Raw genomic sequence first — 26,687 nt, 5'->3', positions numbered from 1 at the left:
CTGGCAATGAACGAACCCACGATTGTCACCCACGCTGACGACGGCATTTACATCATCACCCTGAACCGACCCGACCGGCGCAACGCCGTGGACGGCCCAACCGCCGACGCCTTGCGACTGGCTTTCACCGAGTTCGAGACTAATGACACGTTGAAGGTCGCCATCCTCTGTGGCGCCGGAGGCCACTTCTGTTCCGGAGCCGATCTGGAAGCCATCGGCGATGCGGAGCGACGCAACCGGGTAGATCCACACGGCACGGACCATGGTCCCATGGGGCCGACCCGCATGCAGTTTTCCAAGCCAGTGATCGCTGCCATTTCGGGTTACGCCGTCGCCGGCGGGCTGGAACTGGCCCTGATGTGCGACCTGCGAATCGCAGAGACGTCGGCAGTGTTTGGCGTGTTCTGCCGCCGCTGGGGCGTGCCCCTGATCGACGGCGGCACCGTTCGCCTGCCTCGCATTATCGGCCACGGTCGGGCCATGGACATGATCCTGACCGGTCGGCCAGTGCAGGCGGACGAAGCGCTCGCCATGGGGCTGGCCAATCGGGTGGTACCCGACGGCTCGGCCCTGGAGGCTGCCCGTGAACTGGCAGCCAGCATCGCCGGATTCCCGCAGCGATGCCTGCGGGCAGATCGGGCGTCGGCCATGCGCCAGTGGGATCTCGACACCCGGAAGGCCCTGGAAGCCGAAGGCGCCGGCGGCTACCCGGTGGTGCTCGAGGAAGCTCTGAGCGGCGCTCGCCGATTCACCGAGGGTGCTGGCCGCCACGGCCAGTTCTGAGCAGGCCGGTGAGCCAGTCTGTCAGGTCCGGGTAGGCGCCCAGGTCGAGAACAAACTCCTGCCCCCGCGCGGCGGCGGTCAGGTAACACCAGGGCGGCGCCAGCTGCCAGCGGTCGGCCCGGCTGTGGTAGCTCAGGGGCGGGCGGTCGCCGCCCGGGAAGAAACCGGACGGCAGTCGCCAGCGGGTGGGCAGGCGACTATCGGGATCCGTCAGAACCAGCGCCTCCTGCAGTTCTGGAAAGACCCCGCTGCCGGGCAGGGCCTCAGTCCCATTCGACCATTGAAAGGAAGACGACGACACGTAGAGGGTGTTGCCAGGGTCTGGCTGACCGTGGCGGTGAGGATGGTAGTCTGCCCATGGCAGTGCGCCGGTCGGCAGTTCGTCCACGGCGTGCACCTCGGCAACATGCAGCCAACCCCAGATAGCATGGAACGGTCGCGACCCGGGCACAAAACGCCACCGCCGTTGATGGATCTCGGCGTTGCGAAAAACGCCGAAGAACAGGAACAGGTCCCCGGCCCTGACACCCTGATTGCGGAGATGTCCCTGAGCAGCGCCGGTCTGTCCGAGTACCGGACGCCAGCCATCGGCCCGGGGGTAAGCGCTAGCAATCAGGTCCGGATCCAGGTGAGCGCCATGACCGCCCCGCACGCGGCCGCCGGTCAGATCCCGCACCAGCCGGTCCAGGCGGCGCTGCTCAAACATCACGTCCCGGTATCGGACCCGGGAGGCCTGGTCCGGGATGGGCAACACGCACAGGGAACCATCTGGAAGAACCGGATTGGGGCAACCGCCGGCGGATGAGTCAAAGCCTTTCCGGCTCAGGATCAGTCGCATGGCCTCTCTCGAAAAGCGTGGGGATGTAAGGGGATGTAACCAGCGGTCAATGCTATCGTAGAAACAACAACAATGCGCAATCAACACACACCGGGCCGGCCTGCACCATGAGAATTGTCTGTATTTCCGACACACACAGCATGCACCGCCAGATACAGGTACCCGACGGCGATCTGCTGATCCATGCCGGTGACTGCCTCGGGGTGGGGACACTGGAAGAGCTGGAAGACCTCGACCAGTGGTTCTCCGAGCTGCCGCACCGGAACAAGATCCTGATTGCCGGCAACCACGACTGGTGTTTTCAGGATGAACCGGCAGATGCACGGGCACGGGTGCGCCACGCCCACTATCTGCAGGACAGCCCGCTGGAGGTGGCGGGCCTGAGATTCTGGGGCAGCCCCTGGACACCGGTTTTCTTCAACTGGGCGTTCAACCGGGAGCGGGGCGACGCCATTGCAGAACGCTGGGCGCAGATTCCGCAGGACACCGACGTTCTGATTACCCATGGCCCGCCAGCGGGCATCCTCGACCGGATCGAATCGCCCTCGGGCAGTATTCATCCTGGATGTGAAGCACTGGCGGAACGCGTGGCCAACCTTCCCCTGAAACTGCATGTGTTTGGTCACATCCACGAAGGCCACGGCCAGCACAGGATCGGTGACTGCCTGTACGTAAATGCCAGCAGTTGCAATGGCCGGTTCCAGCCCGAAAACCCGGCCATCGTGATTGACCTCTAGCCCGACCCCGGCAAACGCCCCAGGCCTTGAAACCGGCGCCAGTGAACGCCATGTTTGCTTCTTGCCAACCATCATTCCTGCCCGGAGAGTCCTATGTCCCGCTCGGAGAACCCGATACCCAAAAGTCCCGACTACTCACTGCTTGAGCTGGCTTCGGTACGGGAAGGGGATTCCGTTGGCACCACCCTGGCCAACAGTGTCGCCTATGCGCAACGGGGGGAACAGCTCGGCTTCAAGCGCTTCTGGCTGGCAGAACATCACAACATGGAAGGCATCAGTAGCTCCGCGACCGCTGTTCTGGTAGGCCACATTGCAGGCCAAACGAGGACTATCCGGGTTGGGTCGGGCGGGGTCATGCTGCCCAACCACCCGCCGCTGGTGATTGCCGAACAGTTCGGCACTCTGGAAAGCCTCTATCCCGGCCGCATCGACCTGGGGTTGGGCCGCGCGCCCGGCACTGACCCGGTCACCGCACGCGCGCTAAGACGCGATGGCCTCGGCGCGGAGCAGTTTCCGGAGGACGTTGCCCGCCTGCAGACCCTGCTTGGGCCATTGCAGCCCGGACAGCCGGTAAAGGCCATCCCCGGTGCCGGCACGGAAGTTCCCATCTGGCTACTGGGCTCCAGCCTTTACAGCGCCCAGCTGGCCGCCATGCGCGGGCTGCCCTACGCCTTCGCCGGCCACTTTGCGCCAAGGCTCTACCGCGAAGCGCTGAAAGTCTATCGGGACAATTTCCAGCCATCCAATCGCCTGGAACACCCTTATGCCATGCTGGCGATTCCCGCCATTCCGGCAGACTCTATGGAGGAAGCCGAATATCTGGCCACCACCAGCTACCAGCGTATCCTCGCGCTGTTCCGGGGTCAGCCACTGTGGATGAAACCTCCGGTCGCCTCCATGGACGGGCTCTGGAACGCAGGCGAAAAGGCAAGCGTGCAGGACTTCCTGAGCCTCCAAATACTGGGTGATGCCGACAGCCTGCGCAAACAGCTCAGGACCCTTCTGGCGTCAGTGGAGGTGGAAGAACTGATGTTCACCGTCGACGTCCACGACCCGGAGAAGCGTCGCCATGCGCTGGATATCCTGGCCGCTACTCGGGATTGAGCGCGCCGTCAGCCTGGCTCAATCCCGCTCAGAGTACCGATTCAATCGCACTGATCAACTCAGGGTCTTCGGGCCGCACCCGGCTCGGGAAGGTCTCCACAACCTTGCCCTCCCGGTCCAGCACGTACTTGGTGAAGTTCCAGCGCGGCGGCTGGCTCTGGCGGTTGATCTCGGCAAACACCGGGTTTGCCGCCTGGCCGGTCACCGCACCTGGAGCAATCATGGTGAAGGTCACCCCGAAGTTCTTGTAGCAGACCCTCGCGGCCTCCGCCTCGGTGTCCGCCTCCTGTCGGAAATCGTCGCTGGCGAAGCCCACAACCATCAGCCCGCGCCCGGCATACTCCTTGTGCAGGGCCTCCAGCCCTGCAAACTGGCCGGTGTAGCCGCACCGACTCGCGGTGTTGACCACCAGCATGGGCTTGCCTGCGGCGATGTCGCAGAGGTTCACCGACTCGCTGGAGTGCAGCCTTCGCTGCTCGTGATCCAGAAACGCCGGACACGCCTCGGCCAGAACGGATGGCGCACCAAGGCCGCCCCCTAAAACAACCATGATGAAAAGAAAAAAGGATCGTAGAGCCATGGTCATGCTTCCTGTCATTCGGTTCTGTTTGTGTACGAGCGAGGCTCCCTGCTGGCTCACGTGCGCTGGACAAGCCCGGCTTCGCCGACCCATGATCGGTAACCCATGATCAGGAACCGCCCGACAACCGACCGGAGACACCAGGCATGACCGACCCGATCACCCATATTTTCCTGTCCCACGGCCTCGAAAGCGGGCCAGGTAGCACCAAGATCCAGGCCATGAAGGCCGAGGCCGAACGCTTTGAGAACGTCCGTGCCCACGCCATCGACCACCGATCCACAAAGGATCCGGCCACCCGCCTCGCCCAGATGGGTGAGGCAATGGCCAGCGTTGGCTCGGCACCCGAGCGCACCGTGCTGGCCGGCTCCAGCATGGGGGGCTGGGTGTGCGCCCAGACCAGTTCTGAGACCCCGGTGCTGGGTTGCTTCCTGCTGGCACCGGCCCTGGCCATGGCCCGCTATCCGCAATCCAGCCCGGTCATCCGGGCCCGCTACTGCCAGATCATTCACGGCTGGGACGACGACGTGGTGCCGGTGGGTCCGGTGCTTGATCTGGCATGTCGCCAACGGCTCCCGATCCTGACGCTGCCTGATGGCCACCGACTTGAAAACAGCCTGAACCGGGTGGTCAGTGAGTTCCGTCTGTTCCTCCAAACCTGTCTTCTGGATACGAAAAATCGCTGAATTCATGAACTTGCGAATCGGCAAATTTTTCGGCGCTGGAATGGATTGATTTGGCCATTTTCTTGCGAAAACCACTTTGTTTTGCCAGTCTTTATTAATGTAACAATAAATTTCAGCAAAAAAACGAACGGAGAAAACCCGATGAGCAGCATCAGCAAGTTCAAGAAACTGGCCGGAATTTCAGCGTTCGCATTCGCGGCCATGACCGCAGCAAACTCCGTGAATGCCGCCAACTGGCGGTACGCACACGAGGAGTATGAAGGCGACGTACAGGATGTGTTCGCATACGACTTCAAGGAATACATCGAAAAGAATTCGGACCACACCCTGCAGATTTACCGCTTTGGTGAACTAGGCGAATCCAGCGATATCATGGAGCAGACCCAGGCTGGCATTCTCAATTTCGTAAACCAGTCTCCCGGCTTCACCGGCGCCCTGATTCCGGAAGCCCAGATCTTCTTTATCCCCTACCTGATGCCGACCGACATGGACACGGTGATCGAGTTCTTCCGGGAGAGCGAAGCGATCAATGAAATGTTCCCGAAACTTTACGCAGAGCATGGTCTGGAACTGCTGCAGATGTATCCGGAAGGTGAAATGGTGGTGACCGCCAACGAGCCGATCACCAGCCCCGCCGATTTCAACAACAAGAAGATCCGGGTGATGACCAACCCGCTTCTGTCTGAAACCTACTCCGCCTTCGGCGCAACACCCACTCCGTTGCCCTGGGGTGAAGTTTATGGCGCGCTTCAGACCAACATGATCCAGGGTCAGGAAAACCCCATTTTCTGGATCGAGTCCGGCGGTCTGTACGAAGTGTCTCCGCATCTGACCTTCACCAAGCATGGCTGGTTCACCACTGCCATGATGGCCAACAAGGATTTCTATGACGGCCTGTCCGCCGAGGACCAGAAGCTGGTTCAGGACGCGGCGGATTATGCCTTCGAAGAAATCATCAAGCATATCCAGGGCCTGTCAGAGCGTTCCCTTGAGAAGATCAAGAAGGCCAGCGACGAAGTCACCGTTACCCGCCTGACCGACGAGCAGATTGAGGCTTTCAAGGCCCGGGCACCTCAGGTCAAGGAAAAATTCCTGGAAATGACCGGGGAGGACGGCAAGGAACTGCTGAATCAGTTTGAGGAAGACCTCAAAGAAGTTCAGTCCGACAAGTAACAGGTCAATGGTGGGCTCCCTCTCCTGGGGGAGCCCGGTTGTCGGTTAACCCGCGACTGTCGCGCGCCCGCCATGGCAGTCGCAATTTCGGAGCTGAAATCCCATGTCTGAGAAGTCTCCGGAGATCGAAGACGATACCGGTTCCTACGAGTCCGGCCTGCCCGGTTTCCTGGGAACCATCGACGTATTCATCAGCAAGATTGAAGCCTTCATGCTCGCCATGGGCGTGATCCTGATGGCTGTAAACACCTGTGTAAACGTCATTGCCCGTTATGTCTTCCAGGAAGGTCTGTTTTTTTCCGGGGAGATCAACCGAATCCTGATCATTCTGATTACCTTCGCAGGCATTGGTTATGCTGCCCGGCACGGTCGTCACATCCGGATGTCGGCCATCTACGATGCTATCCCTCCCAAAGGGCGAAAGGTACTGATGATTATCATCGCCCTGTTTACTTCCGTGGTGATGTTCTTTCTGTGTTACCACTCCTATTTCTATATCGAGACCCTGGCCAGTCGTGGACGAATCCTTCCGGCCCTCGGATTTGAAGTCTGGTGGATTTATATCTGGGCACCTATTGGCTTTGCCATCACCGGCATCCAGTACTTTCTGACTGCGATCAAGAACTTCACCAGCAAAGACGTGTACCTCTCGACCGGGGTGGTCGACGGCTATGCCGATACCGAGAAAGAAGTCTGAACCCTGCTGCAGACCTTAATGAAGGATAGAAACCCATGGGCACTATAATGATGATAATCATGATCGGGTTGCTGCTGCTGGGCTTCCCGATGATGGTTCCGCTGATCACCGGCGCGGTGGTCGGCTTTGTAATGATGTTCGACGGCTTCGGCCAGATGGGCACGTTTATCCAACAGATGATGGGGGGCATCCGGCCCGCTTCCCTGATTGCCGTTCCCATGTTCATTCTGGCAGCGGACATCATGACCCGCGGCCAGTCAGCCGACCGGCTGATCAATATGGTCATGGCGTTTATCGGGCACGTCAAAGGCGGGCTGGCCATCAGTACCGCCACATCCTGCACACTATTTGGCGCTGTCTCCGGCTCAACCCAGGCAACGGTGGTTGCGGTTGGCTCCCCGCTTCGCCCGAAAATGCTGAAGGCCGGTTATTCCGACCCTTTCACACTGGCACTGATTATCAACGCGAGTGATATCGCGTTCCTGATTCCGCCGAGCATCGGCATGATCATCTACGGGGTCATTTCAGAAACCTCCATCGCCGAGTTGTTCATTGCGGGCATCGGGCCTGGCATCCTGATCCTGTTCATGTTCTCGATCTACTGTCTGATTTACGCCTATAGAAACAACGTGCCCACCGAGGAAAAATCCACCTGGGGACAGCGGGCCATTTCTGTACGCGACGCACTCTGGCCGTTGATGTTCCCGGTGATTATCGTCGGCGGTATCTACGGCGGCATCTTCAGCCCGACCGAAGCCGCGGCCGTTTGCGTTCTCTACGCCTTTTTCCTGGAATTTGGCGTGTTCCGTTCCCTGAAACTGGGTGATGTCTACAAGATTGCCAAATCCACCGGCCTGATTACCGCGGTCGTGTTCATCCTGGTGGCCGTTGGCAACGGCTTCTCCTGGATCATCTCGTTCGCCCAGATTCCCCAGTCGATCCTCGAATCGGTGGGTATCAGTGACATGGGCCCCGTGGGTGTGATGGTCACCATCTGTATCGCCTTCTTCATAGCCTGCATGTTCGTGGACCCGATCGTGGTCATCCTGGTGCTGACCCCGATTTTTGCGCCGGCTATTGAGGCAACCGGCCTGGACCCGGTGCTGATCGGTGTGCTGATTACCCTTCAGGTCGCCATCGGTTCAGCGACGCCGCCGTTTGGCTGTGACATATTCACCGCGATTGCGATCTTCAAACGGCCCTATATTGAGGTGATACGGGGCACACCGCCGTTCATTCTGATACTGGTTGCGGCAGCCGGCCTGATCATCGCATTCCCGGATATTGCCCTGTTCCTGCGTGATCTTGCCTTCAGGGACTGACCTAACGGACCGGAATCTTAAGGAGAGAAGCATGTTCAAGAGGATCCTGGTAGCCGTTGACGGTTCCAAGACATCGCTCAAGGCCCTGGACAAGGCCATCGAACTGCAGAAGCTGACCGACGCCGAGATCTACATTATCTGCGTCTACAAGCACCACAGCCTGTTTGAGGCCTCGCTGTCCATTGGCCGTCCCCAGGAGATGGACATTCCGGACAAGGTGCTTTCGGAATACGCCAAGGAAGTGGTCAACCACGCCAAGGAACTGGCCAAGGAACACGGAGCGACCAAATTGCGGGGATTTGTGAAAGGTGGCCGGCCGTCGAAGGTGATCGTCAAATTCGCTCAGGACAAGGAGGCGGACCTCATTGTGGTTGGCACCCGTGGCACCCACAGTGACAAAGACGGCATGATCCTTGGCAGTGTCTCCCACCGGGTGGCTTCCCACGCGAAATGCCCGGTACTGGTGGTCTGAGGCCTATCGGGCCACTTCCACGCGGTTGCGGCCGGCTTTTTTGGCACGATACAGGGCCTGGTCTGCCAGATTCAGGAGGCTGGCAGGCTCCTGGCCGAGATCGGGCCAGTTCGCCACGCCCACGGACACGGTGACGGCTCCGAGATCGGTGTCCCGGTAAATAATGGCACTGGCCCTGACCGCCGCACAAAGCTCTTCAGCCTTCTCGGTTGCTGCCGCCGTTGTCGCCCCGGGCATGACGGCCACGAACTCCTCGCCCCCATACCGGCAAACAATGTCGCTTTCCCGGAACAATTGCTCCAGGACATGACTGACCGTCTGCAACGCCAGATCTCCAGCCTCATGACCGTGGCTGTCGTTGAAGCGCTTGAAATGATCGATGTCGACGATCAGTAATGAAAGCGGCATATTATTTCGTTGCGCGACGGCGCTCTCGTGCTCGAAGAGCTGGTCGAAGTAGCGTCTGTTTTTCAGACCAGTGAGAGAGTCCTCGTAGGAGAATTTCTGTAGCTCTTCACGCAGGGCGATGCTCGAGAGCGTGATACCGATTCGCTGCATGGACTGGTCGAGCGCCGCGAACAAGCGTGCTGCGCCATATTCCCCGCTGGACCGGCCGAAAATGCCCTCGCTGGCCAGTAACAAAACCCCTTCTATCACAGTGCCCGCACTGGCGGATTCGACCGGCAGCCAGAAGCATAGGCGGGAAGGCCCCGTCGCCGATGTGCCGTCTGCTGTTTCTTGCCAATGCCGGACCTCGGGCAAGGCCGAGGGTTCGGGGAGCCCCTGGTTGCCGTCCAGAACAGAGGGAAACGACTCATCCCCTCCGCCACCCCAGATCGCCACCCGCGGGTATCGATCTTCGGCGCCGCGCAGGTAGAAAGCGCCTTGCAAAGGGCTACAGATTTCCGGCATTTCACGCGTCAGCATGTCAAAGGCCTGTCTCAGTTCGATACAGTCCTGCATTTGTGCGATAACGCGGGCAACAATCCGGCTCTTCTGGTTTTCAAAGGTGAGCAGCCGAACCCGCGCCTGCTCCCGGCGGGCGAGTCCTTCAGCGCGGGCCGTGCGCTCGGCCACTTGCTCTTCCAGAGACACGTTCAGGCGCTTGAGCGCCTGTTGGGTGCCGGCATAATGCCACAACGCGATTATCACGACAGCCAGCGAGAACAGGAGCATGCCCCAACTGACCGGTACCCGACTCCAGGGCAATACGCCATGGGCTACTGCCATGTCGAGGATAAGCAGGGCACAGAACACGGCGAACGCCAACAGCAGGATCTGTTGCTCTGGCAGCATCACACGGATCCGGCGCAGCACCACCGCCACAATCACGCTCATTGACGCCAGAAACAAGGCATCAAACACCGGGAAGGTGGAGGAAAGGTTGAACAGGCCCAGCAGGGAACCCCCGATTGCGCCGATCAGATACACCAGATGGATCTTCCAGATCCGGTTAATGAGCCTGGGGCGATGGCTGATCAGCCACTGCTCCAGCAACAGCGCCAGGGCCACCGGCAACATGAAGTAGGAACCGGCGGCCAGGTAATCCCACATCAGGGGCCGATAGGCGATCAGCAGGCTGGCCTGGCTTTCGGAGACCAGCATCAGTGCCGACGCCAGTGTAAACAGGGAGATGCTGGCGAAGGTTTTTTTCTCCGATTGCAGCAACGAGAAGATCAGCGCCAGTATTCCGATCAGAACGGTGAAACCGGCGATCACCAGTGCCTCAAGGGAATTGTCGAGGATGTAGAGGACCAGATCCGGGTGATCCATGATGGCAACCTCGCCCCATAGACCAATGTCGGTGTAGTTCGAGAAAATGCGGAAATAGACGGGCTCGCCCTCGTACCCCGACGGCAGGAGAACCTCATGCCAGGGCCAACCCTCAAAACGGCCGCGGCCCTGGGCGTCGAAGGTTCCGTACTGGTAGATCTTCTCACTTTCTGCCCACACCTGGACAATCAGATCGACACTGAAGATGTAGAGCACCGGCTCCTGCCATTCGCCTTCCGGCAGGGTTACCCGGAACCAGACATTCTCCCGCCCGTTGCGGTCTGGCGGGTTGGACGGGAAACCAATACGTTGCCATTGGTCGGGGGCATCCTCCAGCACCCATTCCGGCACACCCTCGGTGTTGAACGGTGAATCGCCCCAGCGATATTCCCAACCTTCGGCAACCGCCTGGGAGGCGGCATGGCCAGATCCCGGAAGGATCAGCCCCGTAAGCAGCAGCAAACAACAGCGTAGCAGGTGAGAATCGAACATCGGCTAAGGCGAACCTGCGCAAAGGGGCGGAATGCTCTGAGTATAGCGCAGGAGCATCGTTTTCAAGAGCTCTGCTCAGGGCATCCTGCCGGTTTTCTGCAGCCGTTTCATGACCATACGGTGATAGATCCGGCTCAACACCGATCGGATAATGGGCAGGCCGATCAACCAGGCCAGCGGTTTCAGCAGTGGAACCCGGGACATCAAGAGAATATAGGCGTCCAGTTCGCTGTGTATACGGCCCTGGGGATCCTCCACGTGAAGCTCCTTGAGCGCCATGGCCGGGTCGATGCCCCGGGCCTTGAGTTCTTCGTCCCGGCCCGTAATATCAACCCACTCCACCTGATCGGCCGCGCGACCCGCGAGCTTCTCGTACTGGCGCCGGTCTCGACGGCAGCTGGGGCAGGCGCCGTCGTAGAACACCCGGATAGTGCCTTCTGATCCGGTCATTGAGGCTTCACCACCCATTCCGGATCCTCAAACTCCCCGATGGGTGTAATCTCCACGTAGGGCGCCGCGCTGCGAATAATGGCGGCCACCTCGGGATTGTGCTGCCCTTCCATGGCATCCCGGTGTTCCTTGCTTTCCCAGGAAGCGATGGCAATGAGGGTATTGGGATCGCCGATCTTGCGATGCAGCTCGGTGCCCCGGGCGCCGGGCGCCTGCTGGATAATCTCGCTCGCCCGCAGCCAGGCGTCGGCGTACTCTTCCGCGGTATGGCCCTCGCGGACATGCACTTCAAACAGGTATTTCATGAAAGCTCCCTGCCAACGACTCGGTGACGATGACCTCTGACTTCAGGTTAGAACCGTAGGCAGCGACTGTAAAATGACAACAGGCCCGCCTCCGGAAACGGAGCGCGGGCCTGCTGTTGGAGGCGGATCAGGCCGATCTTACTGACCGGACTTTAGCATTTCCCAGTACTTCGCGTAGATCTGCAGAGCATCGTCGCCGATATCGGTCTGGAACTCGGCGTTGATCATGTCTGTAGCGTTGGGGTAGCTGGCCCGGTTGTTGGCCACCTCTTCAGGCAGCAGTTCCCGGGCTTCGAGATTGGGCGTGGCGTAGCCGATTTCCTCGCTGATCAAAGCGGAAATCTCGGGCCGCAGCACAAAGCTGATGAACTTGTGGGCCGCTTCCGGATTCTTGGCGTTCTTCGGAATCACAAAGCTGTCCAGCCAGGCGATGATGCCTTCCTCGGGGTAGACGTATTTCAGGCTTTCCATGGTGTCCTGGCCCATGACGGCTTCGCCGTTCCAGATCATGCCGACATCGGTCTCGCCTTCCAGATACGGCATGCGCGGCGCATCGGAATTGAAAGTACGTACCGACGGCATAAGCTCGGACAGCTTCTCATAGGCAGCCTCGATTTCCTCCGGGTTGGTGCTGTTGCCCGAGTAGCCCAGCACTCGGAGACCCACGTGGAACACCTCGCGCATGTCGTTGGTGAGCATCACCCGACCCTCGAAGCGGTCGTCCCAGAGATCGGCCCAGGCATCAACGGGCTCGCCCTCCACATCGGCTGTGTCCACCGCCAGCCCGGTGGTGCCCCAGAGGTAGGGAATGGAAAACTTGTTGTCCGGGTCGATGTCCAGGTTGACCAGTTCCGGATCAAGCGCATCAAAGCCCTCGATCTTGCTACGGTCAATAGGCATCAGCAGGTCTTCCTGGCGCATCTTGCTGACGTAATAGGTGGAGGGCACCGCCAGGTCGTAGGCGGCACTGTCGTCCAGCAGCTTCAGGCGCGCATACATGGCCTCGTTGCTGTCATAGGTGGTGTACACCACCGGTATGCCGGTTTCTTCGGTAAACCGGTCCAGAACCTCCTGGGGCATGTACTCGGACCAGTTGTACAGGTTCAGAACCTGTGGCTCCTCAGAACTGCATCCGCTCAATCCCACCGCCAGAACGCCGGCCAGTGCCAGTTTCTTCATCGTTTGCTCCTTATCAGAATCCATTGAGACAACATCAGCATAACCAGTGAAAACACCAGCAACAGTGTACCCAGGGCATTCACCTCGGGTTTCAGGCCCACCCGCACCATGGAGTAGATGCGCAGTGGCAGAATTTCATAACTCGGGCCGCTCACGAAGGTGCTCACCACCACATCATCGAGTGACAGTGTAAACCCTAGCAGCCAGCCCGCCAGTAACGCAGGCATGATCACCGGCAGCAGCACGGTAAGGGTCATGGTGAAATCGGAAGCCCCGAGATCCCGGGCGGCCTCGGGCAGGCTCTCATCGAACCCGCTCAGCCGGGCCATCACGGTAATCACCACGAACGGCAGGCAGAAGGTCACGTGGGCCAGCAACAGAGACACATAACCCAGCTGCACGCCCACCAGCAGGAACAGCGCCAGCAGGGAAATGGCCAGGACAATCTCGGGAGACATCATCACCACGAACAGCATGCCATTGAGCAGCTTCTTGCCACGGAACCGGTACCGGTGCAGGGCCAGGGCCGTCAGGGCACCGATCACCGTGGACACGGTGGCGGCGGACAACGCCAGCCACAAGGAATTCCACATGGCCGTCACCATGGCCCGGTTATTGAACAGGGCCTCATACCAGCGAAGGCTGAGCCCGCCCCAGGCGTAGCCGGTGCGGGACTCGTTGAAGGAAAACACCACCAGTACGAGGATAGGCACGTACAGCAGCAGGTACACCAGGCCCAGATAGGTGCGCGGCAGCCAGCGACTCATCCGCCACCCTCCTCGCCCAGGCGGCGCTTGCTCAAGCGGTGAGCGAACATCAAAAACGCCATGGTGAGGGTGAGCACGATGCTGGCGGCGGCGCCGAAGGGCCAGTTGCGGGCATCAAGAAACTGGTTCTTGATCACGTTACCCACCAGCAGGTTGCGGGAACCACCCAGAATATCCGGCACAAAAAACAGCCCCATGGCCGGCAGCAATACCAGCATGACCCCGGCCATAACTCCGGGCAGCGTCAGCGGCACGATCACGTGGACAAAGGTGGCAAACCGGCCGGCGCCGAGATCCCGCGACGCCAGCAGCAGTTCCTCCCTGAGATCCTCGAACACCGAGTACAGCGGCAGGATCATGAACGGCAGGAGCAGATAAACCAGACCGATGATCACCGCGCCCTCGGTGTAAAGCAATCGCAACGGCTCTTCGATCACGCCCAGTGACATCAGGGCATTGTTCAGCAGGCCGTTGGTGGCGAGGATCAACTTCAGGGCGTAGGTACGCACCAGGGAATTGGTCCAGAAAGGCACGATCAGCAGGAAGATCAGAACCAGCTGCCGCTGCTTGCCCACCCGGGACAGGGCCCAGGCAAAGGGATAGCCGATCAGAAGGCACACCAGGGTGGTCATCACCGCCATGGACAGGGAGTGCAGGAACACCTCCAGGTACAGTGGATCAAAGAGCTGGCGATAGGCGTCAAGATTCAGGGGCAATGACAGGAACGACACCGGATCCCGGGTCATCACACTGGCACCCACAACCAACAGGTTGGGCGCCAGCACAAGGAACAGTAGCCAGCCCCAGACCAGGATCAGCACCGCGGTTTTGAACGGCTGCTGTCTCACACTATGCATCGGCCGGAAGGTCCTCTTCCACGCCAACCGGTGCGTCTTCCTCGGGCAACAGCCACTCCCAGCCGTCGACCCAACTCACCCGCACCGGTTCCCCGAGCCGGTAGTCAAAGGCCGGATCGTCTTCATCGAAGAACTCACTGGCCAACACCTCGGTACCGTCATCCAGATGAATCACTGAGTCCAGGGTGCTGCCCTTGTAATTGCGCTCGACAATCCGGCCCGCGACACCCTGGTCGTCCGAGGGCGCCAGTACCCGGATATCCTCGGGGCGCAGCAGAACGTGCAGGCGCTGGCCGGAATGTACCGGAAAATCCGGCCGACGGAGGTTCCGTTTGAACCCGAGCACATCCACGGCAATGGCGTCGTCGCCAACCGACTCCACGGTGCCGGGAAAGAAATTGGTCTCACCCACAAAGCGTGCGGTAAACAGGTTGGCAGGCCGCTCGTAGACCTCCCGTGGTGTGCCCAGCTGCTGCACCTGACCGTCCCTGAGCACCACCACCCGGTCGGACATGGAGAGGGCTTCCTCCTGGTCATGGGTTACAAACACGAAGGTGATACCAAGTTCCCGCTGCAGGCGCTTCAGCTCAACCTGCATGGTGCGACGCAGCTTGTAATCCAGGGCCGACAGCGGCTCGTCCAGCAGCAACAGCCGCGGCCGTTTGACCACGGCCCGGGCAATGGCCACCCGCTGCTGCTGGCCGCCAGACAACTGACGCGGCTTGCGCCGGGCGTAGTCCTGTAACTGGACCATCGCCAACGCTTCGTCGACCCGCTGGCGAATCTCGTCTTTCGGACGTTTCTCCATCTTCAGGCCATAGGCCACGTTATCGAACACCGACATGTGCGGAAACAGCGCGTAATGCTGGAACACCGTATTCAGCGGCCGGTGTTCCGGCGCCGTGTGGGTGAGATCTTCCCCGGACAGACGGATGTGGCCCGTGTCGGGGTGTTCGAAGCCGGCCATCAAACGAAGCAGGGTAGTTTTACCGCAACCGGACGGTCCCAGGAGGGTGATGAACTCGCCGTCGTAGATCTCCAGATCCAGTCCGTCGAGCACGATCCTGTCACCGAATTGCTTGGAGAGGTTGCTCAGGGATAGCAGTGTCTGTTTCATCGGCGCTGCCCAAAGAATGAGCGGCCTATTTTTCCAGAAAGCTCCCCAAACAGAAAGGGGCAGCCAAGGAGGGAGCCGCGGTTCCGGCCTCGCCAGACCGGAACCGCGTTTCAGGGATCAGTCCTCGGCGACACTCTCAAGGTACGCCTTGTCTGAAATGTTGGTCCACTGCCGCACCTGTTGCAGGTAATCGCGCTGGGACTCGATGATTTCCTTGGCCAGCGGATCTTTCTCTGCCGCTTCAGCAAGCAGACGGTTGGTGGTTTTGCGAAGGGCATCGATCACTTCAGGCGGAAACACCTTGTGGGTAACGTCCGGATAATCCTCTTTCATCCGGTCCCAGGCAACGCCGCTTGCGTGGGTGCTCTGTATATACATGTCGTAGGCAGCGGTGCGCATGGCGATTCTAAGGATTTCCTGAAGGTCTTTGGGCAGGTCGTTCCAGCTTTTCTGGTTGATCAGGAATTGCACTTCCGCACCTGGCTCCTGCCAGCCGGAATAGTAGTACTTGGCAATCTGGTGAAAGCCCATCTGGAAATCCAGGGCCGGACCAACCCACTCGACAGCATCAATGGTGCCACGCTCCAGCGAGCTGTACAGCTCACCCGGCGGAATGTTGGTTACCGCAACACCCAGCTCCGCCATGACCTCACCGGCGAAGCCCGGTGTCCGCATCTTCAGACCCTTCAGATCGTCCAGAGAGTTGATTTCATTACGGAACCAACCACCCATCTGGTTACCGGTATTACCGCCGGGGAACGACAGCAACCCATAGGGCTCATACACCCGCTGCATCAATTCCATACCGCCACCATGGTAGAACCAGGCGTACTGTTCCGGTGCAATCATGCCAAACGGCACCGTGGTGAAGTACATCGCGTTGGGGATCGTGCCCTTGTAGTAATAGGATGCGGTGTGTCCCATGTCGTACTGGCCATTGCGCACCAGATCGAAAATGCCGAAGGGCGCCTTGTGCTTGTTGGACGGATCGATCCGGATCTGCAGTCGGCCATCGGACATGGCTTCGGCCATATCGGCCATGTGCTGGACTGTCTCCCCCAGAATCGGGGAATTGGGGCCCCAGGTTTGCGCGAGGCGCAGGGTGTGCGTCTCTTCGGCGAAACTGATCATGCTGACACTCAGCAAGACAAAAGCGAGCAGCGATCTACCTACAGTGACCATTGTGTTGTTCCTCTGATTCGTTGTTATGTTTTGAATCCCATAGCGCAGCAATCTTAGCCCTTGCAGGCAATAATCACCAACCCGTCCCTGTGGCGTTTCCGGCACAATTGTCTATCTTTCAGGCAGGTACATCCGCCACATCCAGGGACTGGGGGCTTGGGACATGTCGGACCAGAATCACAGTGAACCACGGGCACAGCTGAAAGCCCTGCGGGCTGAATATCTCAGAAAGTTACCCGAGCGCTTCCAGCAACTAAACAGGCTCGTTGAGGCCGTTCCCTTGGAAGATCCGGGGCCAAACAGGGTAGCCACCCTGAATGCTTCTCTCTCCCTGCTGGCACAGGAAGCCCACAAGCTGGCAGGCTCTGCCGGCACACTCGGACTGGCGGGCGTTTCGACAGCCGCCAGAGATTTGCTCTCGCTTGCCGAACGATGGCACGAGCACCCGATGGATGCGGCATCCAAAAAGCAACGGATGTCCGAGCTGGTTGCGAGGATGCAAGCCAGCAAGGATGAACCAGGCACCGACGCGATTGAACTCTCGACGACCGGCAGTCGAAAGATTCACATAGTCGATGACGATGAACTGGTCGCCCAGCAAATGCTGACATGGCTTCTGGAAGCCGGGTTCGATGCCGAGGTTTACCACTCATCCTCGGTATACCTGGATACCTTCGAGACTCTGCCATCACCCCAGATGATCCTCATGGATGTGGCGTTTGGCCACGATGAGGCGGCAGGCCCGGACGTGATACGCCAACTCCGCCGCCGTCTCGGCAGAATGCCGGCGGTTGTGTTCCTGTCCGTGCACGATGAACTGGCTGCGCGCCTCGCAGCCCTGAGAGCGGGCGCCTCCCGCTATCTCGTGAAGCCGGTCAGCAAGACCAGAATACTGGAGCTTGCCCACGAGTTCGCCGAGCGCCGGGACATGCCCCGTTACCGGGTAATGGTCGTGGATGATGACAAGACCGCTCTTCAGTTCGCCTCAATTCAACTGGAACAGTCTGGCCTGGAGGTTCACGCCACCAGCGAACCCCTTAAGGCGCTGGATACTGCCCGCGATATCGAGCCTGACGTTATTATCCTCGACATTGTCATGCCGGGAGTCTCGGGCACAGAACTCGCCGCCATACTTCGCGAGGACCGGAGGTTCGACGCCACGCCGATTGTTTTCCTGACCACGCTGTCGCACCAGGACGAAAAAACACTGAGCGTGGCGCTGGGCGGCGATGATTACATTCTCAAGCCGTTCGACGCGGACTACCTCACCGCCACAGTACGATCCCGGGCAAAACGCGCGCGCAGGCTCCGGGAACTTCTCGCGCAGGTTTCACCCGACTGATCAGACTTTAAACTGGCCCACCAGTTCACGCAGGCTTTCGCCCAGCCGCGCCAGCTCATGGCTGGCCTCATTAGTCTGGTTAACGCCCGTGTCGCTGCGCTGAGCGGCATCGACAATGCGAATCACGTTCTGATTGATCTCTTCGGCCACCTGGCTTTGCTGCTCGGCGGCCGTGGCAATCTGGGTGACCTGATCGTGGATCTGGCCCACCGAGGTTTCAATGGTGCGCAGGGCGTCCGTGGCGTGATTGATCCGTTCAACGGTGGCATCGGAGCTCTTGCGAGAGTTATTCATCCGATCGACCGCCGAACGGGATTCAGACACAAAGCCGTTGATCATTTCCCGGATCTGGTCCGCGGATTCGGCGCTGCGCTTGGCCAGCTGGCGAACCTCGTCGGCCACCACCGAGAAGCCGCGACCATGTTCGCCCGCACGGGCCGCCTCAATGGCTGCGTTGAGCGCCAACAGGTTGGTCTGCTCGGTTACCGCGTGAATCACGTCCAGTACCTGTTGGATGTCGTCAGATTTCTCCGCCAGTGCGTCGATGCTCCCGGCCGTGCTCTTGATTTCTTCAGACAGCTGGTTAACAGCACCCTGGGCGCTGCCGATGGTCTCGCCACCTTCCCGGGCCATGCGATCTGCGTCTGAGGCGGCACTTTCCACTTCATTGGCGTTGCCGGAAATCTGCTGGATGGTGGCCGCCATTTCGTTGATGGCCGAGGCAATCTGATCGGTCTCGGAGCCCTGCTCCTGCACCGATGCCCGGGTTTCGTTGGCCACCCGGCTCAGTTCCTCCGCCGCGGAGGCAACCTGGTCGGTGGTGGCGCCCACCTCACGGATGGTGTTCTGGATCTTGATGACAAAGGCGTTAAAGCGTTGGCCCAGCTCGGAGAGCTCATCGGTGCCCTCATCCGGCAGACGCTGACGCAGGTCCCCGTCGCCGTCGGCGATCTCCTGCATCATGCCGCTGACCTTCTTGAGCGGCAGGGTCACGCTCCGGCCAACGAACACCCCGATCACCAGGGCAATCACCACCACCACACAGGTCACCAGCAGGATAAAGCCGAGGGTTTGCGCCATGCCGGCCTCAAGCTTCTCCCGGGCGGCAGCAACCTGCCGGTCAATATCGGTGATATAGACGCCGGCACCGATCATCCAGTCCCAGTCCGGAATGAGGGTGGAGTAGGAAAGCTTCGGCTCCTCGTTGCCGGAGGCGGGATTCATCCAGGTATAGCCATAGAATCCGTCGTCCTCGGCCGCGGCGAACAGATCACCTACCAGACGCTTCAGGGTCGGATTGCTGGTGGGGCCTTCCTTGGTAGGATCAGGAGCGTACGCGAGATTGTAGACATCACGGGTGTAAGCGAACACGTAGTTGGTGTCGTCAAAGCGGATCGATCGCAAGCGCTCGGCTGCGGCTTCCTTGGCTTCGGTCTCGCTCAGTGACGGATCGTTTTTGGCCTCAAGCACGACCGCCCGGGCCGCATCAATCAGGTTTTGCAGACCGGCCTTGCGCGCCTCCAGCAGGCTGCTTTCAAGACGATGCAGCTCTTCTTCGCCGTTGGCCTGGATCTGGCTTACGGTGATCCACGCCAGCGTGGCCGCCGTAATGGCTACCGGCACAATCACGGCCAAAAGCAGGCGCGTGCGTATTTTCAGATTGTTGAGCACATTCATGGACCGCGACTCCCGGTTTGTGACGAAAGTCTCGAATTATCCACGGAGCTCGCGGAACGATCAGTTCCAGTTTGTTAACAAATATTTCAGAACAGACTTTCGCTGACCGCGGCCGTTTGCATCCGAATCGTCCTTACCTGACGTATAAAAAGCTCGCATCCAGGACCCTGAACACCATTCCGTCCCGGGAGGACTTATGGAGCCACGTTACGACACTCTGTTTTACGATGGTCAGTGCCCCCTGTGCGCCAGGGAGATCCGAACATTGAGGAAGCTTCAACGGGGCAACCTGATCTTTGCCGACATTCACGAACAGCGTGATGGCTCCAGCACCCTGCCCAGCCACGAGGCGTTGCTCAGGCGACTGCACCTGATGACCTGGACCGGGGAGTGGGTTACCGGCCTGCAAGCCAACGTTCGCGCGTGGTCCCATACGCCCTTCGGGTTTCTGTTCAGGCCGCTGCTCTGGCCTGGCATCCACGGCTTGGCTTCGCGGATTTATGAGAACTGGGCAGACAAGCGATACGACCGCAAGTACGCCTGCGCCATCGACCGGAAGGCAGCCTAGGGCTGATCGTCCATCGGCGCGCCCTCTTCGCATTTGCGGCAATCCAGTTCATGACCCAGCATTGATTTGCGCCCTTGCGCCGTCGTCACCCAGGGCCGGTTCACCCAGGGCGGCGTATGCCGCACATGCTGATTGTGGCCGCAGGCCAGCTGCGCCACCCAATGGTCTTCTTCATCCCTGTGATAGCCGATAATCGGTTGTTTCATAAAGTTCGCATGTACTCAGGGCTCACCCGGTCGGCTCAAAGGCAGCACGCTTTGAATTTTCGGCCGCTGCCGCAGGGGCACGGTTCATTCCTTCCGGGTTTCAGTTGCCCTTCGCGGGTATCGCCGCGCAGGTAGTACCAGCGGCCGTCCTCCTGGGCAAACCGGGATTCTTCCTCCAGGAAACCCCAGCCCTGGTCAAGGCGATAGACAGCGCGAAAATGCACCGTGCCGGTGTCACCGTTTTCACCGGAGCCCAGGATGTTCAGGGCCGTCCACTCCGGGCTGCCGTCGAGCGACAAGTCCGCAGGGCGCGTACTTTCGTGCCAGGTGTCCCGCAGGTAATCGGGTAGGCCCAGCACAAACGCCGAATACCGGGATCGCATCAGAGCCTCGGGCGAGGGCGCAGCCTTGCCATGATGGAATGGCTGACAGCATTCGTTGTAGGCTTTGTGACTGCCACAGGGGCAGAGCCGGGTGTCTGAGTTCTGGGTCATCACGCCTCGGTGGTTTCAGCTATGCTCGTTGCGGGCAGTGTATCAAGATCAAACCGGCGGCGCTCAAACCCCCTCTTCCAACCCACTGGTGAAGCTGTTGACCGATATAACGCTGACACAGATTGTGCTGGCCAACCTGGCGCTGATGGCAGGTTCCTGCCTTCAAGGGGTTGCCGGCTATGGCATCGGCACCCTGGCCGCGCCCCTGCTGTTCCTGATCAGCCCGCTTCTGATTCCGGCGCCACTCGTTCTGAACGCCACCCTGCTGACGGTGTTCATGCTGGTGCGCAATCGCAGCGCACTGCAGATCCGGCAGGTGCGCTTCGCCATTGGCGGGGGTGTCGGCGGCGCCATCCTGGCGGCATTGACGTTATTGGTCATCTCCACCCAGGGCTTCGATGTGATTTTCGGGGGTCTGATTCTCCTGGCGGTGGCCCTGAGCATCGGGGGACGGAAACCAACCCTGAATGCCCGCAACAGCATCCTCGCCGGCGCCGCCTCCACCTACATGGGCACCATCACCGCGGTGGGAGGACCGCCAATCGCGCTGATCTACCAGAACGAGAAAGGGCCACTGGTGCGGGCCAACATGTCCGCGTTCTTTCTGGCCGCCAGTTTCCTCAGCCTGTCTGCGCTCTTCACCTCCGGTTACCTGGGGAGGACAGAGCTTATGCTGTTTGTCGCCACGTTCCCGGGGGTACTGATCGGTTTCTGGTTGTCCGGCAAGCTGGTCAACCGAATGCCGTTCGAGGGGTTGCGCCCGGTCATCCTGGGCGTGGCCGCAGTCGCCGGGCTGGCAGCGCTGGTCCGGGGCCTGCTCGCCCTCTGACAGGCACCTTATCCGGCCCAGAGACGAACCCGGAAGCGGCTTTTGCGCCACAGCAAGGCTAGCCACAAGGCGTGGGCGTTGATCAGGAACGCGAGAATCCATTCGAAAGCATCATCCTTGTGGCTGTAAAACTCCGGCACCACGCCATTTAGAATCACCGAGAGGATGCCCACCGCCAGGGTCAGCTGGCAAAGGTTCAACAACCGTAAACCGGGATTCGACCATCGCGGATGACCGCGAAGCGCGGCGCTCACCAGCAACTCACAGATGAAGGTCAGGGAAAAATACAGGACCACGCCCACCCGGCGGATCAGATTGAAACCGTCACCGGCGTGCCCCAGTGCCAGGGTGTATGCGGCCAGTGAAACACAGGCAATCAGGCCCAGCCATGGAATCCAGGCAACACCTGCGGAATGGATGCCCAGCTGTCTCAGCCAACGCGCGTTAAGCCACCAGAACAGAATGCCAAGCAGCGCCGCCGGCAGCATGGTGCCCTTGAAGATGAAGTAAGAGGTGCCATGCCGACCGGTCCGGCTGATGCTGGTGCAGCTATCCCAGTAGGGCACGCACAGGTCAACGTGGCCCTCAAGCACCGAGACCAGAAACGTGGTATGTATGGTCAACAGTGGTATCAGGGCGGCAGCCAGCGCCAGCCACCAGAGATGGAAAAAACGATGATCCATCATACATTCACCCCTCGGAACAACATTGGCACGCCGGGGCGTTCGAGCGCCCGCCATCAGAATGAACAACATTTGACCAGATTTTGCAATTGAGTCCATCCTGATCGGTGTATCTTGCACCAGAATGGTGTGGTAGAGCGCACGGGTGAGAACATGAGCGAACCCCATAAGGAAATCATTGAAAGCCAGATTGACGTGGCAGAGCTCGCTATCGGCATGCATGTTATCCGTCTCGACCGACCGTGGGAGGATACCGACTTTCTCCTGCAGGGCTTTGTGATCCGGGATCAGACCGAGATCGACGCGCTGCGAGCTCAGTGTGATTTTGTGGTCATCGAGGGTCGGGTCACCGGCTCGCGACGGCCCGGACAGGAGCGGATCAAACCACCCCGTCGCTCCGGCTTCATGGATCTTTTCCGACGCAAGTCACCCACGCCATCGCCCCAGAGCTCATCCGCTTCGACCCTGCCCCGCAAGCGCGTCAGCTACATCAACAAGGTGGATATTGGCCAGGAGATGGAAACCGCGGTGCTCCGGTTTGAGGACGCTCAGCAAACCGCCAAAGCCATCATGTCCGGGCTGCGAGTCGGTCGGGCGCTGGATCTGAACAACGCGCGCACCGTGGTCAACCAGTGCGTGGAAAGCGTGCTGAGAAACGAGAGCGCGCTTCTGCTCCTGACCAAGATCAAACATCAGGATGAGTACACGGCCGAGCACTGCATCAATGTGTCGATTCTCGCCGCAGCTTTTGGCAAACATCTGGGCCTGCTGGAGGGCGAGATCCGGACGCTCGCCCTATGCGGTCTGTTACACGACGTGGGCAAAACCCGGATCCCGGACAAGGTGCTGAACAAGCCGGGCGCGCTTACGCCGCAGGAGTTCGACGTGATGCGGCACCACACCACCCACGGGCGGGACATCCTGATGTCGACCGCACGATCACTCAGCGCTGCCGTAGACGTTGCCTTCAGCCATCATGAACGGATGGACGGCTCCGGGTACCCTCGTGGCCTCAAGTCCGAGCAAATCCCCTACTTTGCCAAGATCATCGGTCTGGTGGATACCTACGACGCCATTACCAGCAACCGGGTCTACGACATGGGCCGGGCCTCCATGCAGGCGCTGGACATTATCCACAAACATCGGGGCGCCCAGTTCGACGAGGAACTCGCCAACGCGTTTATCCAGATGATCGGCATTTACCCGCCCGGCTCCATCGTGGAGATGGTGAACGGCGAAGTCGGCATCGTGATTCAAAGCCACCCGAAGCACAAGCTCAAGCCCAGAGTCCTGATGGTTCGGGAGGCGGACAAATCCCCCATGTCACCCTTCCGGGTTCTGGACCTGCAGACCGGCCCGGTTGATAACGCGGGTACCGTTTATCGCATTGCACGGGAAGTGCCGGACGGCACCCATGACATTGTGCTTCAGGAGTTCGTTGAGCAGGGCCTGATCGTGTCTGCACCTTCCGAGCCAGACACTGACAATCCGGATGCCGAATCCGCACCCTGACGAAACTTTCCGGGCGGAACTTCCGTAAAGGACTATACTTGCGGAGCCGTCGCCGTCCGACCTGGCCGGCTTGTTCCATTTACAGCATCGTCCCGGTAAATGATTCGAATCCACCTGCTGATCGTCACTCTGCTTCTCAGTTTTCACGCAGTTCCGGCCCGAGCGTCCGCTCCTGACAATGTTGCCTTTTATTACGGCCACGAAGCGCCCATCGGCGCCCTGTATGCCTACGACTGGGTGGTTTTGCAGCAGGGCCAGGCGTCCGATGCCCGTATCCAGCTCCTCAGGCAGGGCGGCACCCGACCGCTCAGCTACATCAGCGTGGGCGAGATTGCCCGGTCCCACCGCCTGTTCAGAGCGGTCCCAGAGCACTGGATCCTGGGCCGCAATACCGCCTGGAAAAGCTCGGTGCTGGATCTGCGGCTGGCGGAGGTGCGCCAGTTCATTCTTGAGCAGCTGATCGCGCCCGCCATGGCCCGTGGGTTTCAGGGCCTGTTCCTGGACACCCTCGACAGCCACCTGCTCACCGAGGCGGGAAGAGCCGATGAAGCCGTCTTTGCCGAGGGGCAAGCCAGGCTTCTGGAGCGTATTCGCGCACGCTGGCCGGAATCAACCATCGTGATCAACCGTGGCTTTCATTTGCCGCCGGCCAGCCACCAGCTGGTGGACGCAGTGGCCTTTGAATCCTGGCGGGGCGGCTACGACGCCGCCAAAGACCGGTATACCCGGCTCTCCGACGCCGACCGTGACTGGCTTCGCGAACAGCTCAACCGGTTCCAGCTCAGCCGCCCTGGCCTGCCACTGATTGCCATCGATTACCTGCCGGACGGCGCCCCGGCTGAGGACCATGCCCAACAGCTACGGTCCGAGGGTTTCATTCCCTACGTTTCCAACGGCGACCTGACCCGGCTTGGGCCGGCGAGCCCCAGCGTCGTCAAACGGCATGTTCTGGTGGTGCACGACCTGGCGCCTGCCGATATGGCCCAGAGCGCTGCCCACCGACGGCTCGGAATTGTGCTGGAACGCCTGGGGCTGGTGCCGGTGTACCGCTCGGCCCAGGCGCCGCCGCCCACGGAACCACTGGATGACCGCTACGCCGGCGTGGTGATCTGGTGGGAAACCGGCAACCGCCAGCCGGGCTTCTGCCAATGGCTCCAGGGCCGGCAATCGGAAACCCTGCCAGTGGTCACCTTCGGGTTGCCGCCGGTGCAGCAGGCGTGTCAGAACCTGCTGGCAACCCGGGCCATGGCTGTCCCTGAGCCACCGCTCGCCTTTGGTGAACGGCACCCGTCTGTCGGCAAATACGAGGGCGGTCGCCTGCCTCTGGCGCCCCTGAACCCGCTGCCCACGATGACCAACGGCACCGCCTGGCTTACCGCCAGCAGCAATGGCCAGCAATACCACCCCATTTACACCTTTGCCGGGGGTGGAGCCGCGCTCGCGCCTTTCGTGCTGGAAACCGGCCCGGACGACGAAGCCTTCTGGCTGTTCAACCCGTTCGAGTTCCTGACCGAAGCGCTGGGCCTTGATCGTTTTCCGGCAGCCGACAGCACCACGGAGGCCGGTAGACGTATCCTCACCGCTCACATCGATGGCGACGGTCTGGTCTCACGGGCAGAATTGCCGGGCAGCCCGTTGAGTGCCGAGGTGATCCTGAATCGCATAATCACTCGCTACAACATCCCGCATGCGGTATCGGTGATTGAGGCGGAAACCGCCCCTGAGGGGCTCTATCCGGCCATTAGCGGAGAAGCCGAGGCACTGGCGCGGCGTCTGTTCCGGCAGGGCAATGTGGAAATTGCGTCCCACACCTACAGCCATCCGTTTTTCTGGTCTGCCATCGACGGTGGCAGGGCGCCCAGAGCGGAAAACACGCTCTATGGCTACGCGCTCGACATCCCGGGCTACACGCCGTCACTTGAGCGCGAGATTATCGGGTCCGTTGCCTATGTGGACCGCAGACTTGCACCGCCGGACAAGCCGGTTTCCGTGTTCCTCTGGACTGGTGACGCCCGGCCCGGGGAAAAAGCCCTGGCCATGGTCCGGGAACTGGGGCTGGTCAATATCAACGGCGGCGACACCCATCCCCTGCCCTACGAATCCGGACTTGCAGGTACCTGGCCCGACGCACGACCTGTCGGTGACGAGCTCCAGATCTACGCGCCCGTGATGAACGAAAACGTCTACACCAACCTGTGGACAGGCCCCTTCTATGGCTTCCGCAACGTGATCGACACGTTTGAGATCCTGGAAGCCCGGGGCCGACTCAAGCCCGTGGGGATTTATTACCATTTCTATTCCGGAACCAAGCCAGAGGCCATCTCCACGCTTGAGGAGATTTACCGCTACGCCCTGAATCAACCGGTCACGCCGCTGTTCCTGAGCGATTACGCCCACCGTGTCCAGGCGCAGTACTATTCAGCCCTGACCGTTGGCGACGACGGCGGCTTCGAATGGCGCGGCCTGCAGGTGCCCCGGACGGTGCGACTGCCCGGCAACCTCTATCCGGATCTGGAGCGCAGCGTCGGCGTGGCGGGCTACAACGATGTGGCCGGGCAGCGCTTTGTGCACCTTGCTGGCCCTGAGGCCCGGCTCTACCTGACGCCCTCGCCAGCCGCAGGACCCTATCTGCAGAGCGCAAACGCCACGGTCGACCATTGGCAACGCCGCCGCGAAGGCAACGCCTGGCGTTTGAGCGGGCAGTTCACCGGTCACCGTCCACTTGAGCTGGTCGTGGCCGGCACCGCGCAATGCCGGGTACTCGGCGGCCCGGGTATGACCCAGAAGAGCGCATCCGGCACCGTGACCCTGACCACCAAAACGGCAACAGCCGGCCAGGTTGAGCTGGGGTGCCGTTAACCG

27 protein-coding genes are annotated in these 26,687 nt (G+C 60.3%); 13 read left to right on the top strand and 14 right to left on the bottom strand.

Going from position 1 to position 26,687, the window contains the following annotated elements; genetic code table 11:
- Positions 1-6: 6 nt before the first annotated feature.
- Complete coding sequence (locus tag BM344_RS12005; RefSeq protein WP_091990078.1) at positions 7-783, top strand: crotonase/enoyl-CoA hydratase family protein; 777 nt, start codon at positions 7-9, stop codon at positions 781-783.
- Here the strand turns inward: BM344_RS12005 and BM344_RS12000 are convergent.
- Positions 749-1,621 carry an Nmad3 family putative nucleotide modification protein gene (locus tag BM344_RS12000; protein ID WP_091990076.1) on the bottom strand — a complete coding sequence of 291 codons (873 nt, stop codon included), beginning with the start codon at positions 1,619-1,621 and terminating at the stop codon, positions 749-751. The genes BM344_RS12005 and BM344_RS12000 overlap by 35 nt on opposite strands.
- 107 nt (positions 1,622-1,728) lie before the next feature.
- Here BM344_RS12000 and BM344_RS11995 point away from each other — a divergent pair, with 107 nt between their 5' ends.
- Entirely contained in the window at positions 1,729-2,358 is a 630-nt protein-coding gene (locus BM344_RS11995) for a metallophosphatase domain-containing protein (protein WP_091990074.1), read from the top strand.
- 93 nt (positions 2,359-2,451) lie between these two features.
- Positions 2,452-3,462, top strand: coding sequence for an LLM class flavin-dependent oxidoreductase (locus tag BM344_RS11990; protein ID WP_091990071.1), 1,011 nt, complete (start codon positions 2,452-2,454; stop codon positions 3,460-3,462).
- A gap of 28 nt (positions 3,463-3,490) precedes the next feature.
- Here the strand turns inward: BM344_RS11990 and BM344_RS11985 are convergent, their stop codons facing one another.
- A complete protein-coding gene (locus BM344_RS11985) occupies positions 3,491-4,042 on the bottom strand; it encodes a glutathione peroxidase (RefSeq protein WP_208603396.1) in 552 nt (183 codons plus the stop codon).
- Between the two features lie 146 nt (positions 4,043-4,188).
- On the opposite strand from BM344_RS11985, the gene BM344_RS11980 reads away from it, so the two are divergent.
- The 5 genes from BM344_RS11980 to BM344_RS11960 all read left to right on the top strand — a co-directional run bounded on the left by BM344_RS11980 (position 4,189) and on the right by BM344_RS11960 (position 8,392).
- Entirely contained in the window at positions 4,189-4,728 is a 540-nt protein-coding gene (locus BM344_RS11980; protein ID WP_091990066.1) for a YqiA/YcfP family alpha/beta fold hydrolase, read from the top strand.
- Between the two features lie 141 nt (positions 4,729-4,869).
- On the top strand, positions 4,870-5,901 hold the full coding sequence (locus tag BM344_RS11975) for a TRAP transporter substrate-binding protein (protein ID WP_091990063.1): 1,032 nt from the start codon (positions 4,870-4,872) through the stop codon (positions 5,899-5,901).
- Positions 5,902-6,004: 103 nt separating this feature from the next.
- Positions 6,005-6,598 (top strand): TRAP transporter small permease, encoded by a 594-nt coding sequence (locus BM344_RS11970; RefSeq protein WP_091990060.1) that lies wholly within the window; start codon positions 6,005-6,007, stop codon positions 6,596-6,598.
- 35 nt (positions 6,599-6,633) lie between these two features.
- Entirely contained in the window at positions 6,634-7,920 is a 1,287-nt protein-coding gene (locus BM344_RS11965; protein WP_091990058.1) for a TRAP transporter large permease, read from the top strand.
- 31 nt (positions 7,921-7,951) lie between these two features.
- Positions 7,952-8,392 carry a universal stress protein gene (locus BM344_RS11960; RefSeq protein WP_091990055.1) on the top strand — a complete coding sequence of 147 codons (441 nt, stop codon included), beginning with the start codon at positions 7,952-7,954 and terminating at the stop codon, positions 8,390-8,392.
- Positions 8,393-8,395: 3 nt separating this feature from the next.
- Here the strand turns inward: BM344_RS11960 and BM344_RS11955 are convergent, their stop codons facing one another.
- The 8 genes from BM344_RS11955 to BM344_RS11920 form a co-directional block, all read right to left on the bottom strand.
- Entirely contained in the window at positions 8,396-10,657 is a 2,262-nt protein-coding gene (locus BM344_RS11955) for a diguanylate cyclase (RefSeq protein ID WP_091990052.1), read from the bottom strand.
- A 75-nt stretch (positions 10,658-10,732) separates the two neighbouring features.
- Positions 10,733-11,107 carry a thiol-disulfide oxidoreductase DCC family protein gene (locus BM344_RS11950; RefSeq protein ID WP_091990050.1) on the bottom strand — a complete coding sequence of 125 codons (375 nt, stop codon included), beginning with the start codon at positions 11,105-11,107 and terminating at the stop codon, positions 10,733-10,735.
- Positions 11,104-11,412 (bottom strand): antibiotic biosynthesis monooxygenase family protein, encoded by a 309-nt coding sequence (locus BM344_RS11945; protein WP_091990047.1) that lies wholly within the window; start codon positions 11,410-11,412, stop codon positions 11,104-11,106. The genes BM344_RS11950 and BM344_RS11945 overlap by 4 nt, the downstream gene beginning before the upstream one ends.
- A gap of 138 nt (positions 11,413-11,550) precedes the next feature.
- Positions 11,551-12,591: an extracellular solute-binding protein gene (locus BM344_RS11940; protein WP_091990046.1), complete on the bottom strand. Its 1,041-nt coding sequence runs from the start codon at positions 12,589-12,591 to the stop codon at positions 11,551-11,553.
- Positions 12,588-13,358, bottom strand: a complete 771-nt coding sequence (gene potC / locus BM344_RS11935) for a spermidine/putrescine ABC transporter permease PotC (protein WP_091990043.1) — start codon at positions 13,356-13,358, stop codon at positions 12,588-12,590. Before potC ends, BM344_RS11940 begins: the two co-directional genes overlap by 4 nt.
- Entirely contained in the window at positions 13,355-14,215 is an 861-nt protein-coding gene (gene potB, locus BM344_RS11930; protein ID WP_091990041.1) for a spermidine/putrescine ABC transporter permease PotB, read from the bottom strand. The genes potC and potB overlap by 4 nt, the downstream gene beginning before the upstream one ends.
- A complete protein-coding gene (gene potA / locus BM344_RS11925) occupies positions 14,208-15,332 on the bottom strand; it encodes a spermidine/putrescine ABC transporter ATP-binding protein PotA (RefSeq protein WP_091990038.1) in 1,125 nt (374 codons plus the stop codon). Before potA ends, potB begins: the two co-directional genes overlap by 8 nt.
- Before the next feature lie 117 nt (positions 15,333-15,449).
- The gene (locus BM344_RS11920; RefSeq protein ID WP_091990036.1) at positions 15,450-16,514 is read right to left on the bottom strand and encodes a TRAP transporter substrate-binding protein; all 1,065 of its coding nucleotides are present in this window, start codon (positions 16,512-16,514) and stop codon (positions 15,450-15,452) included.
- Between the two features lie 163 nt (positions 16,515-16,677).
- On the opposite strand from BM344_RS11920, the gene BM344_RS11915 reads away from it, so the two are divergent.
- Positions 16,678-17,856 (top strand): response regulator, encoded by a 1,179-nt coding sequence (locus tag BM344_RS11915; RefSeq protein WP_091990033.1) that lies wholly within the window; start codon positions 16,678-16,680, stop codon positions 17,854-17,856.
- On the opposite strand, the gene BM344_RS11910 is transcribed toward BM344_RS11915, so the two are convergent.
- Positions 17,857-19,533, bottom strand: coding sequence for a methyl-accepting chemotaxis protein (locus tag BM344_RS11910; RefSeq protein WP_091990030.1), 1,677 nt, complete (start codon positions 19,531-19,533; stop codon positions 17,857-17,859). It abuts the gene before it with no gap.
- A gap of 196 nt (positions 19,534-19,729) precedes the next feature.
- On the opposite strand from BM344_RS11910, the gene BM344_RS11905 reads away from it, so the two are divergent.
- Positions 19,730-20,101 carry a thiol-disulfide oxidoreductase DCC family protein gene (locus tag BM344_RS11905; RefSeq protein ID WP_091990028.1) on the top strand — a complete coding sequence of 124 codons (372 nt, stop codon included), beginning with the start codon at positions 19,730-19,732 and terminating at the stop codon, positions 20,099-20,101.
- Here the strand turns inward: BM344_RS11905 and BM344_RS11900 are convergent.
- Positions 20,098-20,307: a DUF3565 domain-containing protein gene (locus BM344_RS11900; RefSeq protein WP_091990025.1), complete on the bottom strand. Its 210-nt coding sequence runs from the start codon at positions 20,305-20,307 to the stop codon at positions 20,098-20,100. The two genes, BM344_RS11905 and BM344_RS11900, sit on opposite strands and share 4 nt — an antisense overlap.
- A 35-nt stretch (positions 20,308-20,342) precedes the next feature.
- A complete protein-coding gene (locus BM344_RS11895) occupies positions 20,343-20,801 on the bottom strand; it encodes a YchJ family protein (protein WP_228143612.1) in 459 nt (152 codons plus the stop codon).
- A 97-nt stretch (positions 20,802-20,898) separates the two neighbouring features.
- Between BM344_RS11895 and BM344_RS11890 the strand changes: the two genes are divergently transcribed.
- Entirely contained in the window at positions 20,899-21,630 is a 732-nt protein-coding gene (locus tag BM344_RS11890; RefSeq protein WP_091991081.1) for a sulfite exporter TauE/SafE family protein, read from the top strand.
- An 8-nt stretch (positions 21,631-21,638) separates the two neighbouring features.
- Here the strand turns inward: BM344_RS11890 and BM344_RS11885 are convergent, their stop codons facing one another.
- Positions 21,639-22,316, bottom strand: a complete 678-nt coding sequence (locus tag BM344_RS11885; RefSeq protein WP_091991078.1) for a hypothetical protein — start codon at positions 22,314-22,316, stop codon at positions 21,639-21,641.
- Positions 22,317-22,466: 150 nt separating this feature from the next.
- On the opposite strand from BM344_RS11885, the gene BM344_RS11880 reads away from it, so the two are divergent.
- A complete protein-coding gene (locus tag BM344_RS11880; RefSeq protein WP_091990023.1) occupies positions 22,467-23,825 on the top strand; it encodes an HD-GYP domain-containing protein in 1,359 nt (452 codons plus the stop codon).
- Positions 23,826-23,924: 99 nt separating this feature from the next.
- Positions 23,925-26,684, top strand: coding sequence for an endo alpha-1,4 polygalactosaminidase (locus BM344_RS11875; RefSeq protein ID WP_091990020.1), 2,760 nt, complete (start codon positions 23,925-23,927; stop codon positions 26,682-26,684).
- The last annotated feature ends 3 nt before the right edge of the window (positions 26,685-26,687 follow it).

It is taken from the genome of Marinobacter gudaonensis (assembly GCF_900115175.1).
GTDB lineage: Bacteria > Pseudomonadota > Gammaproteobacteria > Pseudomonadales > Oleiphilaceae > Marinobacter > Marinobacter gudaonensis.
The sequence above is the reverse complement of the archived record's forward strand: the minus strand, read 5'-3'. Positions and strand labels throughout refer to the sequence as shown.

What these genes read in the sequence shown, in the direction of transcription:
- BM344_RS11965 (WP_091990058.1), top strand. Translation starts at nt 6,634, where the DNA reads ATGGGCACTATAATGATGATAATCATGATCGGGTTGCTGCTGCTGGGC.
- BM344_RS11995 (WP_091990074.1), top strand. Translation starts at nt 1,729, where the DNA reads ATGAGAATTGTCTGTATTTCCGACACACACAGCATGCACCGCCAGATA.
- potB (WP_091990041.1), bottom strand. Translation starts at nt 14,215, where the DNA reads ATGCATAGTGTGAGACAGCAGCCGTTCAAAACCGCGGTGCTGATCCTG.
- BM344_RS11975 (WP_091990063.1), top strand. Translation starts at nt 4,870, where the DNA reads ATGAGCAGCATCAGCAAGTTCAAGAAACTGGCCGGAATTTCAGCGTTC.
- BM344_RS11895 (WP_228143612.1), bottom strand. Translation starts at nt 20,801, where the DNA reads ATGACCCAGAACTCAGACACCCGGCTCTGCCCCTGTGGCAGTCACAAA.
- potA (WP_091990038.1), bottom strand. Translation starts at nt 15,332, where the DNA reads ATGAAACAGACACTGCTATCCCTGAGCAACCTCTCCAAGCAATTCGGT.
- BM344_RS11905 (WP_091990028.1), top strand. Translation starts at nt 19,730, where the DNA reads ATGGAGCCACGTTACGACACTCTGTTTTACGATGGTCAGTGCCCCCTG.
- BM344_RS11920 (WP_091990036.1), bottom strand. Translation starts at nt 16,514, where the DNA reads ATGGTCACTGTAGGTAGATCGCTGCTCGCTTTTGTCTTGCTGAGTGTC.
- BM344_RS11985 (WP_208603396.1), bottom strand. Translation starts at nt 4,042, where the DNA reads ATGGCTCTACGATCCTTTTTTCTTTTCATCATGGTTGTTTTAGGGGGC.
- BM344_RS11885 (WP_091991078.1), bottom strand. Translation starts at nt 22,316, where the DNA reads ATGATGGATCATCGTTTTTTCCATCTCTGGTGGCTGGCGCTGGCTGCC.
- BM344_RS11915 (WP_091990033.1), top strand. Translation starts at nt 16,678, where the DNA reads ATGTCGGACCAGAATCACAGTGAACCACGGGCACAGCTGAAAGCCCTG.
- BM344_RS12000 (WP_091990076.1), bottom strand. Translation starts at nt 1,621, where the DNA reads ATGCGACTGATCCTGAGCCGGAAAGGCTTTGACTCATCCGCCGGCGGT.
- BM344_RS11875 (WP_091990020.1), top strand. Translation starts at nt 23,925, where the DNA reads ATGATTCGAATCCACCTGCTGATCGTCACTCTGCTTCTCAGTTTTCAC.
- BM344_RS11900 (WP_091990025.1), bottom strand. Translation starts at nt 20,307, where the DNA reads ATGAAACAACCGATTATCGGCTATCACAGGGATGAAGAAGACCATTGG.
- BM344_RS11950 (WP_091990050.1), bottom strand. Translation starts at nt 11,107, where the DNA reads ATGACCGGATCAGAAGGCACTATCCGGGTGTTCTACGACGGCGCCTGC.
- BM344_RS11910 (WP_091990030.1), bottom strand. Translation starts at nt 19,533, where the DNA reads ATGAATGTGCTCAACAATCTGAAAATACGCACGCGCCTGCTTTTGGCC.
- BM344_RS11945 (WP_091990047.1), bottom strand. Translation starts at nt 11,412, where the DNA reads ATGAAATACCTGTTTGAAGTGCATGTCCGCGAGGGCCATACCGCGGAA.
- BM344_RS11980 (WP_091990066.1), top strand. Translation starts at nt 4,189, where the DNA reads ATGACCGACCCGATCACCCATATTTTCCTGTCCCACGGCCTCGAAAGC.
- BM344_RS11960 (WP_091990055.1), top strand. Translation starts at nt 7,952, where the DNA reads ATGTTCAAGAGGATCCTGGTAGCCGTTGACGGTTCCAAGACATCGCTC.
- BM344_RS11955 (WP_091990052.1), bottom strand. Translation starts at nt 10,657, where the DNA reads ATGTTCGATTCTCACCTGCTACGCTGTTGTTTGCTGCTGCTTACGGGG.
- BM344_RS11880 (WP_091990023.1), top strand. Translation starts at nt 22,467, where the DNA reads ATGAGCGAACCCCATAAGGAAATCATTGAAAGCCAGATTGACGTGGCA.
- BM344_RS11990 (WP_091990071.1), top strand. Translation starts at nt 2,452, where the DNA reads ATGTCCCGCTCGGAGAACCCGATACCCAAAAGTCCCGACTACTCACTG.
- BM344_RS11940 (WP_091990046.1), bottom strand. Translation starts at nt 12,591, where the DNA reads ATGAAGAAACTGGCACTGGCCGGCGTTCTGGCGGTGGGATTGAGCGGA.
- BM344_RS12005 (WP_091990078.1), top strand. Translation starts at nt 7, where the DNA reads ATGAACGAACCCACGATTGTCACCCACGCTGACGACGGCATTTACATC.
- potC (WP_091990043.1), bottom strand. Translation starts at nt 13,358, where the DNA reads ATGAGTCGCTGGCTGCCGCGCACCTATCTGGGCCTGGTGTACCTGCTG.
- BM344_RS11970 (WP_091990060.1), top strand. Translation starts at nt 6,005, where the DNA reads ATGTCTGAGAAGTCTCCGGAGATCGAAGACGATACCGGTTCCTACGAG.